Annotated in this window: 11 protein-coding genes; 6 read left to right on the top strand and 5 right to left on the bottom strand. The window is 62.9% G+C overall.

Annotated elements, in window-relative coordinates:
• Positions 1 to 19: 19 nt before the first annotated feature.
• A complete protein-coding gene (gene argS / locus B2828_RS00210) occupies positions 20 to 1711 on the bottom strand; it encodes an arginine--tRNA ligase (protein ID WP_479631657.1) in 1692 nt (563 codons plus the stop codon).
• A gap of 145 nt (positions 1712 to 1856) precedes the next feature.
• Positions 1857 to 2324: a PTS sugar transporter subunit IIA gene (locus B2828_RS00205; RefSeq protein ID WP_479631656.1), complete on the bottom strand. Its 468-nt coding sequence runs from the start codon at positions 2322 to 2324 to the stop codon at positions 1857 to 1859.
• A 359-nt stretch (positions 2325 to 2683) separates the two neighbouring features.
• Here B2828_RS00205 and glgA point away from each other — a divergent pair, with 359 nt between their 5' ends.
• The 3 genes from glgA (at position 2684) to B2828_RS00190 (ending at position 5693) form a co-directional block, all read left to right on the top strand.
• A complete protein-coding gene (gene glgA, locus B2828_RS00200) occupies positions 2684 to 4120 on the top strand; it encodes a glycogen synthase GlgA (RefSeq protein ID WP_479631655.1) in 1437 nt (478 codons plus the stop codon).
• Between the two features lie 125 nt (positions 4121 to 4245).
• Positions 4246 to 4551: a hypothetical protein gene (locus B2828_RS00195; protein WP_479631654.1), complete on the top strand. Its 306-nt coding sequence runs from the start codon at positions 4246 to 4248 to the stop codon at positions 4549 to 4551.
• The gene (locus B2828_RS00190) at positions 4548 to 5693 is read left to right on the top strand and encodes a deoxyguanosinetriphosphate triphosphohydrolase (protein ID WP_479631653.1); all 1146 of its coding nucleotides are present in this window, start codon (positions 4548 to 4550) and stop codon (positions 5691 to 5693) included. Before B2828_RS00195 ends, B2828_RS00190 begins: the two co-directional genes overlap by 4 nt.
• A 93-nt stretch (positions 5694 to 5786) precedes the next feature.
• Here the strand turns inward: B2828_RS00190 and B2828_RS00185 are convergent, their stop codons facing one another.
• A complete protein-coding gene (locus B2828_RS00185; protein WP_479631652.1) occupies positions 5787 to 6146 on the bottom strand; it encodes a hypothetical protein in 360 nt (119 codons plus the stop codon).
• Positions 6147 to 6271: 125 nt separating this feature from the next.
• A complete protein-coding gene (locus B2828_RS00180) occupies positions 6272 to 8362 on the bottom strand; it encodes a beta strand repeat-containing protein (protein ID WP_479631651.1) in 2091 nt (696 codons plus the stop codon).
• A gap of 321 nt (positions 8363 to 8683) precedes the next feature.
• On the opposite strand from B2828_RS00180, the gene B2828_RS00175 reads away from it, so the two are divergent.
• Positions 8684 to 10057, top strand: a complete 1374-nt coding sequence (locus B2828_RS00175; protein ID WP_479631650.1) for a 3-isopropylmalate dehydratase large subunit — start codon at positions 8684 to 8686, stop codon at positions 10055 to 10057.
• 24 nt (positions 10058 to 10081) lie between these two features.
• Positions 10082 to 10627 carry a LeuD/DmdB family oxidoreductase small subunit gene (locus B2828_RS00170; protein WP_479631649.1) on the top strand — a complete coding sequence of 182 codons (546 nt, stop codon included), beginning with the start codon at positions 10082 to 10084 and terminating at the stop codon, positions 10625 to 10627.
• A gap of 169 nt (positions 10628 to 10796) precedes the next feature.
• Here the strand turns inward: B2828_RS00170 and B2828_RS00165 are convergent, their stop codons facing one another.
• Entirely contained in the window at positions 10797 to 11219 is a 423-nt protein-coding gene (locus tag B2828_RS00165) for a hypothetical protein (protein WP_479631648.1), read from the bottom strand.
• Positions 11220 to 11499: 280 nt separating this feature from the next.
• Between B2828_RS00165 and B2828_RS00160 the strand changes: the two genes are divergently transcribed.
• On the top strand, positions 11500 to 12144 hold the full coding sequence (locus B2828_RS00160) for a SanA/YdcF family protein (protein ID WP_479631647.1): 645 nt from the start codon (positions 11500 to 11502) through the stop codon (positions 12142 to 12144).
• Positions 12145 to 12256: the final 112 nt, after the last annotated feature.

Genomic DNA, 12256 nt, shown 5'->3' with positions numbered 1-12256 from the left:
TTTAGCGGAATAAGGCAAGCTACATCCGCTCCGTGGTCTCGATGCCCAGCAGCCCGAGCCCGGAGCGCAGCACGCGGGCGGTCAATTCGCACAGGGCGAGGCGCGATTCCCTCACCGCCCCCTCGCTCTTGAGCACGGGGCAGGCCTCGTAGAAGCTGTGGAACGTATTGGCCAGTTCAAAGAGGTAGTTGGCCAGCAGGTTCGGGCGGAAGTCGCCCAGCGTCTCTGGCACCGTCTCCCCGAAGGCGAGGAGCTTCTTGGCCAGGGCCCATTCGGCGGGCTCGGAGAGCGTCAGCGCCGAGGGGGGCGTGAACTTACCCTCCAGCTTGCGGAAAATCGACTGAATGCGCACGTAGGCGTTTTGCAGATACGGGGCCGTGTTGCCCTGGAAGGAGAGCATCTTGTCCCAGGAGAAAACGTAGTCGCTCATGCGGAACTGCGAGAGCTCGGCATACTTCACCGCGCCGATGCCAATCACGCGGGCGATCTCCTGCTGCTCCGCCTCGGGCAGGCCGGGGTTCTTTTCCGCGACGATTTTCAGCGCCCGGGTGCGGGCTTCCTCCAGCACGTCGCGCAGGCCGACGTTTTCCCCCGAGCGGGTCTTCATGAGCTTGCGGTCCTCGCCCAGGATGCTGCCGAAGGGAATGTGCTTCAGGTTGGCCTCCAGGCCGATGCGCCGGGTGGCGGCGAAAATCTGCTCGAAATGAAGCGCCTGGGGCGCGCCGACCACGTACCAGATGGCGTCGGCGTGCCAGCGCTTGATGCGGTACTCGATGGTGGCCAGGTCGGTCGTGGCATAGAGGAACCCGCCGTCGCTCTTGCGGATCAGCGCCGGTTTATCGGCCAGGGCCGGGAGGTCGCGGAAGAAAATACAGACGGCCCCCTCGCTCACCTCGGCGATGCCGGAGGAAAGCAGGCGGTCCACCAGGGGCCCCAGGTCGTCGTTGTAGAAGCTCTCCCCCAGGTGCTCGTCGAAGCGGATATCAAGGAGGTTGTACATCGCCTCGAATTCCTTCCAGGAGAGGGCCACTGTGTTTTTCCAGATGCCGAGATTCTCCGGGTCGCCCGCCTGGAGCTTCACCAGCTCCTCGCGGCACTCTGCCAGGATGGCCGGGTTCGAGTCGCAGAGGGCGTTGGCCTCTTTATAGAGGCGCACCAGTTCGTGGATCGGGTCGGCCTCCAGCGCCGCATCGTCGCGGAAGTGCTTCCAGCCGTAGATCACCTTGCCGAACTGCGTTCCCCAGTCCCCCACGTGGTTGTCTGTAATGACCTCGTGGCCCAGGAAGCGCGCGATGCGGGCCAGCGTATCGCCCAGAATGGTCGAGCGGATGTGGCCCACGTGCATCGGCTTGGCGACGTTGGGCGAGCTGAAGTCGATGACGATCTTCTGCGGCTTTTCGGCCTTGGGCACGCCGAGTTGGGCGTCGCCGAGGAGCGCGAGGGTCCGCTGCGCTACGAACTCCGGTTTCAGGCGGAAATTGATGAATCCCGCCCCGGCGATTTCGAGCGGCTCGCAGAAGTCGGCCACGTTGATGCGCTCGATCAGCTCGGCCGCGATCTTGCGGGGATTGGCGCGCTGGGCCTTGGCCTGGACCATCGCCACATTGGTCTGGTAATCGCCAAAGCGGGCGTCCGCCGTGGCGGAGACCTGGGCCGGGGCCCCCAACGCTTCGGAAAGCCGGGATTCGAGGAGAGTCTGGATCGTCGTCATACGAGAAAACCCCGAGCTTAACTCACTCCGGGGGGTGGGGGGAAGGCCATTTGTCCCCAGGCCCTCGCGCGCGGGCAAAAAAAAGGCGAACCCCGCGCGCGGTGTCCGCCCAATGGCGTCTGGTAGTTTAGGTACGGGCCAAGCCTTACTTCATGGGCGAGGAGGCCTCGAAAATGGACAGAATCTCCTGGGGATTAGCCGCGGTCGCCAGGTGGTCGCGAACCGAGCGGTCATTCAGGAACTTGGCAATGGCGGCCAGGGTGCGGAGGTGGGTCTGGAACTGGTCCTTCGGTACGATGAAGAGCACGATGAACTTCACCGGCAGGCCGTCGAGGGAATCGAACTCGATCCCGCTGCTGGAGCGGCCAAAAGCGGCGACCACCTCGCCCACGCGGTCGGAAGAGGCATGGGGAATGGCAATGCCGAAGCCGATACCGGTGCTCATGGTCTCCTCGCGCGCCCGGAGCGCCGCCAGCACGCTTTCCTGGTCGGCGGCTTTGATTTTTCCCAGCTTCACCAGCATTTCCACCAATTCGACGATGGCGGACCATCGCTCGGTCGCCTTCATCTCTGGTATAATTTGATCAACGGATAATAGATGCCCCAGGGTCATGTTTACCTCATCACAGGATTTTTGAACTCTAGGGGGTCAAATCTCGCATGGCAAGAGCCTTTTCTCTGGCTTTTTTGGCGGGGGGAATTCGCGAATCAAGAGCCCTCTTTTCGTTCAGAGAGCGGTGCTGATAAACTGTTTCCTCATAGCGTTTCCATTAAATAATGTGTTTATCGTGGTTTTGCCGATCGGCACGCTGCCTTTAACATGGTCGCCAACGCCGTCATCGGCGGCTTCCAGCTGAGTTTCTAGGATTTCCGGAAAAAAATCCCCACCGCCGCGCAATGGATTGCCTTATGTCCATCGCGCGGCTTCTTTTTTCTATCGCGCGAAGGAACCTCTCGTTTATAAAACTCGGCATGAAGATATTGATGGCGAGCACGGAAATGGCGCCCTTGGCGCGTACAGGCGGCCTGGGCGACGTGATCGAGGCGCTTTCGGCGGAGCTTTTGAAGCGGGGTCACGAAGTCAGCGTGGTCCTGCCGCTCTACCGGAGCATCCGCGAAAACAAGGCGCTCGCCCTGAAAAGCACCGGCGTGGACGTCAAAGTCAACGTCGGCAGCAAGCGCCTTGACGCCGAAATTTTCGAGTGCACCGCCCCCACCGGCGTCCAGGTCTTCCTGGTGCGCCGCGACGAGTACTTCGACCGCAGCGGCATCTACGGCTCCGAGGGTCGCTCCTATGACGACAACGCCGAGCGGTTCATCTACTTTTCCCGCGCCGTCGTCGAGCTCGCCCGCCACATGGACCCCGCCCCGGATATCCTCCACGCCCACGACTGGCAGTCGGCCCTCGTCCCCGCCTTTGTCAAAGAGCGCGGCCTCCCCTTCGGCACCGTCTTGACCATCCACAACCTCGCCTACCAGGGGAGCTTCTGGGGCGTCGACTTCGGCCTCACCAACCTGCCCGGCCACTACTTCAGCCAGAACGGCCTGGAATTCCACGGGCGGCTCAACTTCCTCAAAGGCGGCATCGTCTTCGCCGACAAAGTCACCACGGTGAGCGAGCGCTACTGCCGCGACATCCAGACCCCCGAGGCTGGCTGCGGCCTGGACGGCATCCTGCGGGCCCAGGCCCACAAGCTCGTCGGCATCCTCAACGGCGCGGATTACGACATCTGGAACCCCGCCATCGACAAAACCATTCCCTCCGCCTACACCCCCGCCAACCTCGCGGGCAAAGCCTGCTGCCGCAAAGCGCTGCTGGAGGAACTGGGCCTCAACGCCGCTCCCACCGGGCCCGTTTTTGCCATGATCAGCCGCCTGGCCCAGCAAAAAGGCCTCGACCTCCTGATCCCCCTCCTGGACCGCCTGCTTTCCGACGACGTCCGCCTGGCCATCCTGGGCGAAGGGGAGGAAGAGTACGAGCGCGAGCTGATGATCGCCGCGCGGAAATACCCTGGCAAATTCGTCTTCCGGAAAGGCTTCGACGACGCCCTGGCCCACCGCATCGACGCCGGGGCCGACGTCATGTTCATCCCCTCGCACTTCGAACCGTGCGGCCAGACGGCCATGTACACCCTCAAATACGGCACGCTTCCCGTCGCCCGGATCACCGGCGGCCTCCACCAGATCATCCAGGACTACGACCCGACCGAAGCGACCGGCAACGGCTTCGTCTTCTTCGACGAGACCCCGGCCGCCCTCTGGGACGCCATCCGCCGGACGAAAGCCGTCTTTGCCCAACCGGCCAAGTGGCAGGAAGTCATGCGCCGGGCGATGGCCTCGGACTTCTCCTGGCCCGCCGCCGCCGAGAAGTACGAGAAAGTCTACGAGAGCGTCTCGCGCGGGAAGTAAAAAAACAAGCGACCAGCGGCCTCGTTCCCGAGAGTTCAACTCGGGAACGAGAGCGACAACGCGCGGCGTCCGCCCGAACGAATTTTTTGTGCCTTTTGCGCCGTTTTGCGTTTAAGTTCTTCGCAATGAACCAGACCGCCTGGATCATCCTCATCACCAAAGGCATCTTGAACGACCGCACGATGCGCCGCCAGGTCCTCTTTTGGATCGTCGTGGCCGCGCTCGCATGGCTCGGCGTGGGAGCTGTGCTGCTCGATGCCTGGCTCTCCCAGCACCCAATCCTCTTCCTCCTCTACTGGGGCGCCTGCCTCTGGCTCACCCTCACCTCCGCGCTGCTGGCCCTCTACGACGCCCTTAGTGTCCGCGCCGAGGGCATCCGCGCTCGCCAGGAACTCAAGCGCCGCATCCTGGGCGGCGACCACGAGCCATGATCCGCACCCGCGAAGCCACCATCGCCCAGGAAGCCGCCACGCTCGCCCCCTACGCCCAGCGCTCTGGCCAGTCCGCCGGACGCCGCCACCCCGAGCCGCCCCACCCGCTGCGCACCGAGTACCAGCGCGACTACGCCCGCATCATCCACTCCCGCGCCTTCCGCCGCCTGGAGTACAAAACGCAGGTCTTCCTGAACGGCACCGGCGACCACCTTCGCACCCGGCTCACCCACACCATGGAGGTCGTCTCCATCACGCGCTGCATCGCCCGCGCCCTGGGGCTCAATGAGGACCTCGCCGAGGCCATCGCGCTCGCCCACGACCTCGGCCACGCCCCCTTCGGCCACGCCGGAGAGGAGGCGCTTGATGGCTTGATGCGCGCCCATGGCGGCTTCGACCACAACGAACAGAGCCTGCGCCTCGTTGAGCTGATCGAAAAAAAATACCCCCACTTCGAAGGCCTCAACCTCACCTTCGAGCTCCTCGAAGGTCTGCAAAAACACCGCGAAATCTACCTCCCGCCCCCCGGCAGCCACGCCCTCTGCTACCTGAACCCGTCGCTCGAAGCCCAGGTGGCCAACCTCGCCGACGAAATCGCCTACTACAGCCACGACCTGGACGACGGCCTCGACTGCCACCTGATCCACCCCGCCCAGCTCGGCGAACTGGACGTCTGGCGCGAGTCCCACGACGACGTCAAGCGCCGCTTCCCCGAGATCGAGGGGCGCGAACTCAATGCCTACGTCATCCGGTGCATCATCGACCGGGAAGTCGAGGACGTTGTGACCACCACCGACGCCGCCATCCGTGCCTCGGGCGTCAGCTCCGTGGAGGAAGTTCGCCGCCAGCCTCATCCGCTAGTCAGCTACAGCGAGGGCCTGGCCCGCGCCAACCAGCAGTTGCGCACCTTCCTTTACGCCCATCTCTACCACCACCCCGACGTGGCCCAGATGAACGGCCGAGCCTGCGAAATGCTTGGCCGGGTCTTCGAGGCCTACCTGGCCAAGCCCCATCTCCTTGGCTCCATCACCTCGGCCCGCGTTGAGTGCGACGGCCTGCACCGGGCCGTCTGCGACTACCTCGCGGGGATGACCGACCGCTATTTATTGGACGAATACGCCCGGCTTTTCCCCGCGGCGTAAGGCCACTGCGTCAGGTCAACACAGAAGGACCGGAGGATTTTCCCCCCCGGCCCCTCGGACCTACTGCAATTAGCGTTCTAAAGAGCGCTCGTTCTACTTCTTGTGGTGCGTTTTAGCCTTCGCCTCCTTGAACTTCTCAAGGACCGGCGCCAGCGACGGATCAGTCTTGATCATCGCCGAGCTGAGTGCCTGGTGGTAGTTCTTGCGGTCTTCCATCAGTTTTTTCTTCGCCTCGGCCACGACCGGATCGCTCTTGGCCGTTTCCCGGGCGGTTTTCAGTTTCTGGCGCTCCTCCGGGGTCAGCGATTGCCAGACTTCTTGCATGGCCGCTTTGCGAGCTTGCCATTGTTGAATGCCCGCCGGTGGCGTGGCTGTTTGCGGTGCCGTCCCCTCGGCGAGCACCGGGAGCGCCGTCAAAGCGCCCAATACCGTAACGATCAGCGTTCTTTTCATATCCATTGAACTGGGTTGATTGCTTCCGCGAAACCCCGCGAGACGCAGGGGAGGGGTTTCCACCTTTTTGCAAGGTATGGGAACTATACACCCAAACTCTGAACGTGGCATCTATCAGGCCGCATTTAGCAGACCGCGATTTTGCGCCCCTGCCGCCGCCGCAAGCGCGCCCAGCCGAGAGCGATGCCGCCGCCGAGCCCCAGGATCGCCCAGGTGGAGGGCTCGGGAACCACTTGCACCGTCACGGAGGTATCGCTGACGATCACCGTGGCTTCGGTCCCGTCGGCTGATTCAACCTGGAAGTCGCTGGCGGAAAGGTTCGAGCTGGAGAACGTAATGAGCGTATAAGTCCCCGCGGCTGCGGTGCCGCTCAGGCTTAGCGTGATGACCCCCGAGCCCGAATAGGTGAGCCCGCCCGAGACCGCGAGCAAATCCGAGGTGGCGAGGTCCGAGCCAAGCTCAAAGGCCAGCGTCGAGCCGCCTGCGATTTGCAGGTTCCCGGCGATGGCCAGCGTGCCGCCGCCGTTGCCCGCTGCGATCGCGCCGCCCGCATCCACAATGACATTCCCGCCAACCCCACCCGCGCCCGCCAGCGTGCCGCCATTCTGGACGTGAACCGTGCCCGTGCCGGTCGCGCTGCCCGCCGTGTTGGCCACCACGAGCTTGCCGCCCGAGGCGATGGTCGTGGAGCCGGAGTAGATGCTGGAGCCAGAGAACGTCACGATGCCCGCGTTGATCTGCACGTTGGCGAAATTCGAGATTGCCCCGGTATAGCTGAATTTATTCCCCGCCCCGGGCGTGATCGAGAGCGTGTTCGTCCCGCCCGTGCCGCCGCTGATGTCGCCGATGACGGAAGCCGCGCCGCCGGTGATGTTGAGCGTGTTATTGCCCGCGCCCATGTCGATGGCTTTGCCGGTGCCGTTGGCGCGGATCGTGCCCGCGTTGTTGATCGTGTCGTTATCCGCGCCGGTGCGGATCGCCGCGCTCGTGCCGCCGCCTTCGATCACGCCGCCCGCGTGGTTGGTGATGGTCACGGTGAAGCCGCTGGCCCCGCCGTCCACGGCGATGGCGGAGTCGTTCTGCCCCTTGATCAAGCCGCTGTTTTCAACGGAGCTGGCGGCGTAGATCGGCTCGGCGGTGCCGGTCGTATCCACGCCTGCGAAGGTGATGCCGCGCCCGACGGCCGTGGTATTGCCCGAAGCCACCTCGCCGGAGATCGTGCCGGTGTTGACGATGCTGCCGCCTCCCACCGTGATCCCCTCGCTCTGGGCCGTCCCCGTGGCGCTGTAGGAGTTGAGCGAGCGGATGACGCCTGAGTTGGTAATGTGAACCACGCCGTCCACGTCGATGCCGTCGCCGTCGCCGGTGCCGCCGCTGCCGGTGATGGTGCCGGAGTTGTTGATCGTCACGACCTCGTTGGCGTTGTAGCCGTCGACGTTGATGCCCGAGCCGTTGTTGCCGGTGATCGTGCCCGCGTTAGTGATGGTCATCGTGTACGCGCTCAAGCCCGAGGAGTTCGTGCCCGAGGCGATGCCGCCCGTGATGCCGTGGCGCGCACCCGTGATGGAGCCGGTGGCGTAATTGGAGATGGTGACGCCCGTATTGGCCTGGGCGTCGATGCCGTCGGAGCTCGTGTCGGTCGTCGCCGTGGCCAGGATCGTACCGTAGTTATTGACGGCCCCGTTGACGCCGGGGCGCACGGCGTCGGCGTCCCGGGCCTGGATCACGCCGCCCGCGTAGTTGTTGACGATGTTGCTGCCGGAGAGGATGGCGTTGAAGTCGATGGCCTGCGCGCCGCCCTTGGAGGCATTGAGGGAGGTCAGCGTGCCGTAGTTATTGAACGTGACGCTGGCGGCCGATTTGTTCATCTGGATGACATCCGCGTCCGCCGTTTGCATCAGCGCGCTGGCGTTATTGGTTACCACGAGGGCCGTGACGCCGGTGTTGTCGCGGATCAGGCGGCCGGTGCCCGTCTGGTTCATCGTGCCGCTGTTGGTGAGGGTGGCGTTGTTGCCGCTGATCGTCACGGCGACCGTCGAGCCGTTGACGCTCAGCGAACCGGCGGCTGTTACCGTGCCGGTCTGCGAGGCCGAGAGCGTCTGGGCGGTGGTCGAGGCGCTGCTGATCGTAAAGCTGCTGGCGTCCACCCGGGGCGCGAACGCCAGAGCGAACGTGAGCGCCAGCCCAGTGGCCAAAATGGAATGGAGAGGTTTCATACGTATTTTTGCCGGGGACGGTAGGGGCCTTCTGTGCAGGTTTGGCGGCGCAGAAGTGACAATTGAGTTACATCTCTCCCAGGGAATTGCCCCAACCGGATCCCTGCTTTAGCAAAAAAAGCGACCGGCGCTCTTGGTGATGCATTTTAGGTAATGCCAGTTATTGAAAACCACGGAAGCGGAATCACCGGGAAAGCAGAAAACAAGAGCCGTCGCGCTTTTCCGGAATTGCCCAAATCCGATAACGGCCGCGCCGCTCCCTGAGTCATTGTTTGAAAATCCGTTGCCGCCCGAGAGGGTTTGCCCTAAGCTTGGCGGACTATGACTTTGACCGAGAAGATCCTTGCCCGCGCGAGCGGAAAACCGTGGGTGCGCCCTGGAGATAACGTTTGGGTCAACGTCGATGTCTTGATGACTCACGACGTTTGCGGCCCGGGAACCATTGGCGTGTTCAAGCGCGAATTTGGCCAAAACGCCAAAGTTTGGGACCGCAAAAAAGTCGTCATCATCCCCGACCACTACATTTTCACCGCCGACGGGATGTGTAACCGCAACGTCGACATCCTGCGTGACTTCGTCAACGAACAGGGCATCGAGTACTTCTACGACATCATCGACGACCCGAAGGGCCAGTGGAAGTTCGACACCGTCAAGGGCGACTTCACCCGCCAGTTTGGCAAGCACTACAGCGGCGTGTGCCACTCCACCCTCGCCCAGCGCGGCCACAACCGCCCCGGCGAAGTCCTCTTCGGCACCGATTCGCACACCTGCCAGTCCGGCGCCTTCAACCAGTTCGCTACCGGCATCGGCAACACCGACGCAGGCTTCATCATGGGCACCGGCAAGCTGCTCATTAAAGTCCCCGAGACCATGCGCTTCTTCCTGGAAGGCGAGCTTCCCAAGGGCGTCTCGGGCAAGGACGTCATCCTGCACCTGATCGGCGAAATCGGCTTCGACGGCGCCACCTACCGCGCCATGCAGTTCGAGGGCCCGGGCGTGGGCTCCCTCTCCATGGACGACCGCATGACCATCACCAACATGGCCATCGAAGCGGGCGGAAAGAACGGCATCTTCACCTGCGACCAAAAGACGCTCGACTACGTCAACGCCCGCGTGGCGGAGAACGGCACCAAGAGCACGTTTGAGCCCGTCGAGCCCGACGCCGACCAGCAACTTTTCTACGACAAGGCCTTCGACCTCTCCAAACTGGAGCCGACCGTCGCCTGCCACCCCGACCCCGGCCAGCGCAAGCTCGCCAAGGAGCTGGGCCACATCGCCCTCGACCGCGCCTACATCGGCTCGTGCACCGGCGGCAAAACCTCCGACTTCCTCGCCTTTGCCGAAGTCGTCAAGGGCAAGACCGTCAAGATCGACACCTTCGGCGTGCCGAGCACCACCCTCGTCCTCGACGAACTGAAAGCCACCAAGTGGGAAGGCAAGTCCGTCTGGAACATCCTCGTGGACGCCGGCGTTCGCATGACCGAGAACCCGGGCTGCGCCGCCTGCCTGGGCGGCCCCGTTGACACCTTTGGCCGCGTCAACAAAGCGGGCATCAAGTGCATCAGCGCCACCAACCGCAACTTCCCCGGCCGCATGGGTCACAAGGAATCGCAAGTCTTCCTCGCCAGCCCCTACACCGTGGCCGCCTCCGCGCTCACCGGCAAGATCACCGACCCGCGCGAGTTCATCTGCTAATCCTAATTTAAGGAGACCCTTACCATGGCCAAGACCATTACCAGCAAAGTTTTCGTCGTTGCGGACAACATCGACACCGACCAGATCATCCCGGCCCAGTACCTCAACCTCATCCCGACCATCAAGGAAGAGTACGAGAAGCTCGGCAGCTACGCCCTGGCCGGTCTCCCGGACGACGTCAACCCGATCAAATTCGTGCCCGAAGGCCAGACGAAGACCCCGTATGGGATCATCGTCGCGGGGCGCAACTTCGGCTGCGGCTCCTCCCGCGAGCACGCCCCCATCGCCCTCGGCGCGGCGGGCGTCGAAGCGGTTGTCGCCGAGTCCTTCGCCCGGATTTTCTTCCGCAACTCGGTTGCCACCGGCGAGCTATACCCGGTTGATACCCCCGTGCGCATCTGCGACGAAATCAAGACCGGCGACGAGGCCACCCTCGACCTGGACGCCAACACGCTCACCGTCAACGGCAAGACCTACGAGCTCAAGCCGCTGGGCGACGTCCGGCCCGTCATCGACGCGGGCGGCCTCTTTAACTACGCCCGCCAGAGCGGGATGATCGCGAAAGCGTAAGGCAGAACCGCAGCCCGGGTTTTTAGCAGCACCCTCGTTACGAATCTCCAGATTCGTAACGCAAGTTTTTTCCTCGTTTCCTCGTTCCCAAACTCCATTTGGGAACGAGAGTGCCGAGAGGGCTGGCCGCGATTTGGGCACGAGAGGGTCTTGGGCACTCCCTAAATACCTACACCGCTTCAAAGACCATGAGCCCGGCATTGGTGGTAACGACCACCTTTTGAGGCTTGCCTGAGTAGCAGAATTGCCTGAAGCGTTTGGACGTCGTGGGAGTGTCGAGCAGCAGCGTGAGCGACGCGCCATAGCCAAGCCGCAGAGGATATTCTGCTTCGGCAAACAAACCGGGGGTGTTTTCCACCGTGACGCCGAGAGGAAACGTCGCGTCCACATGGACGGCCTGGATCTCCACCTCCGGAGAGGCAAAACCGGTGATTTGCAACACCGAGATGACGAGGTAATCAAACGCCTCGATGCCCAGGAGCTCGTCGCCGGGCGGGCTGCACTGCCGGTAGCGGCGGATGTGTTGGGCGTGGGACGCCGGGAGGTAATAGGTTTTGCGATCGTCCGAAAATCCGTTCTCTTTTGTGTTCATAGCCTGAAAGGCACAGACAAAAAAGAGGGTGCGGCCCAAGCCGTATGTGTCCTTAGGTCCTCACGAGACCCACATCCAATACACGACCGGACCGCACCGATTCTTCGGTGCAGTCAGTGGTGATTGGATGTGTAAATTCGTGAGGTTTAAGGACACCAATCTCTCTGCCTGCGCAGATTCAATTTAAAATGTAAGGCAATATTCTCCCAAAAACCCGCCCATAGCGTCAAATCTCTTGTATTATTCCTGAGTTCCTGAGTTCCTGATAAATACCTTCCCGATGAAGAAATCCCGATTTGCCGTTGCTGGAGTAGTAGTTCTTGCGCTTGCCGCGGGAACCGCCGGATGCGGCTGGCTCGTGGAAAACGCTGGCAACGGGAAGCTTTACACGCGGGTGGACCAGGTTCCCGAGCGGGAAGTCGGCTTGCTCCTGGGGACCACCAACCTCCGGCGCAACGGCCAGCGCAACCCGTTCTTCGACTACCGGATCGACGCTGCCGTCGCCCTCTACCGGGCGGGCAAAGTGCGCCACCTCCTCGTCAGCGGCGACAACGGCACGCGCGGCTACGACGAGCCCACCCTCATGCGCACGGCCCTCCTCGCGCAAGGCGTCCCCGCCAGCGCCATCACCCTTGACTACGCCGGGTTCCGCACGCTCGACTCCGTCGTTCGCGCCCGGGAAGTCTTTGGCCTCTCGCGTTTCACCGTCATTTCCCAGCGCTTCCACGACGAGCGGGCGCTCTTCATCGCGCACTATTACGGCCTCGACGCCATTGCCTTCTGCGCCCGGGATGTTGGCCTGCGCCGCGGGGTCAAAACGAAAGTTCGCGAAACCTTCGCGCGGGTCAAAGCCGTGCTCGATCTCTACGTCCTCCACACCCAGCCGAAATTCCTCGGCCCCCGACAGCAGATCCCCCTTGCCTGATTTTTTTGGGCGGGCGCGCGGAGGGGCAGGGAATCCGCGGGGCCAATGTGGAGGCTTTATACCTAGGTAATTCAGGGCCAAAAATCCCCTCGCCTAATAGGTTCCCCCACGT

Source organism: Spartobacteria bacterium UBA695, from assembly GCA_002298145.1.
Lineage (GTDB): Bacteria > Verrucomicrobiota > Verrucomicrobiia > Chthoniobacterales > Chthoniobacteraceae > UBA695.
The sequence above is the reverse complement of the archived record's forward strand: the minus strand, read 5'-3'. Positions and strand labels throughout refer to the sequence as shown.

Coding starts and splice junctions, on each gene's coding strand:
- argS (WP_479631657.1), bottom strand. CDS start 1,711: ATGACGACGATCCAGACTCTCCTCGAATCCCGGCTTTCCGAAGCGTTG.
- B2828_RS00205 (WP_479631656.1), bottom strand. CDS start 2,324: ATGACCCTGGGGCATCTATTATCCGTTGATCAAATTATACCAGAGATG.
- glgA (WP_479631655.1), top strand. CDS start 2,684: ATGAAGATATTGATGGCGAGCACGGAAATGGCGCCCTTGGCGCGTACA.
- B2828_RS00195 (WP_479631654.1), top strand. CDS start 4,246: ATGAACCAGACCGCCTGGATCATCCTCATCACCAAAGGCATCTTGAAC.
- B2828_RS00190 (WP_479631653.1), top strand. CDS start 4,548: ATGATCCGCACCCGCGAAGCCACCATCGCCCAGGAAGCCGCCACGCTC.
- B2828_RS00185 (WP_479631652.1), bottom strand. CDS start 6,146: ATGAAAAGAACGCTGATCGTTACGGTATTGGGCGCTTTGACGGCGCTC.
- B2828_RS00180 (WP_479631651.1), bottom strand. CDS start 8,362: ATGAAACCTCTCCATTCCATTTTGGCCACTGGGCTGGCGCTCACGTTC.
- B2828_RS00175 (WP_479631650.1), top strand. CDS start 8,684: ATGACTTTGACCGAGAAGATCCTTGCCCGCGCGAGCGGAAAACCGTGG.
- B2828_RS00170 (WP_479631649.1), top strand. CDS start 10,082: ATGGCCAAGACCATTACCAGCAAAGTTTTCGTCGTTGCGGACAACATC.
- B2828_RS00165 (WP_479631648.1), bottom strand. CDS start 11,219: ATGAACACAAAAGAGAACGGATTTTCGGACGATCGCAAAACCTATTAC.
- B2828_RS00160 (WP_479631647.1), top strand. CDS start 11,500: ATGAAGAAATCCCGATTTGCCGTTGCTGGAGTAGTAGTTCTTGCGCTT.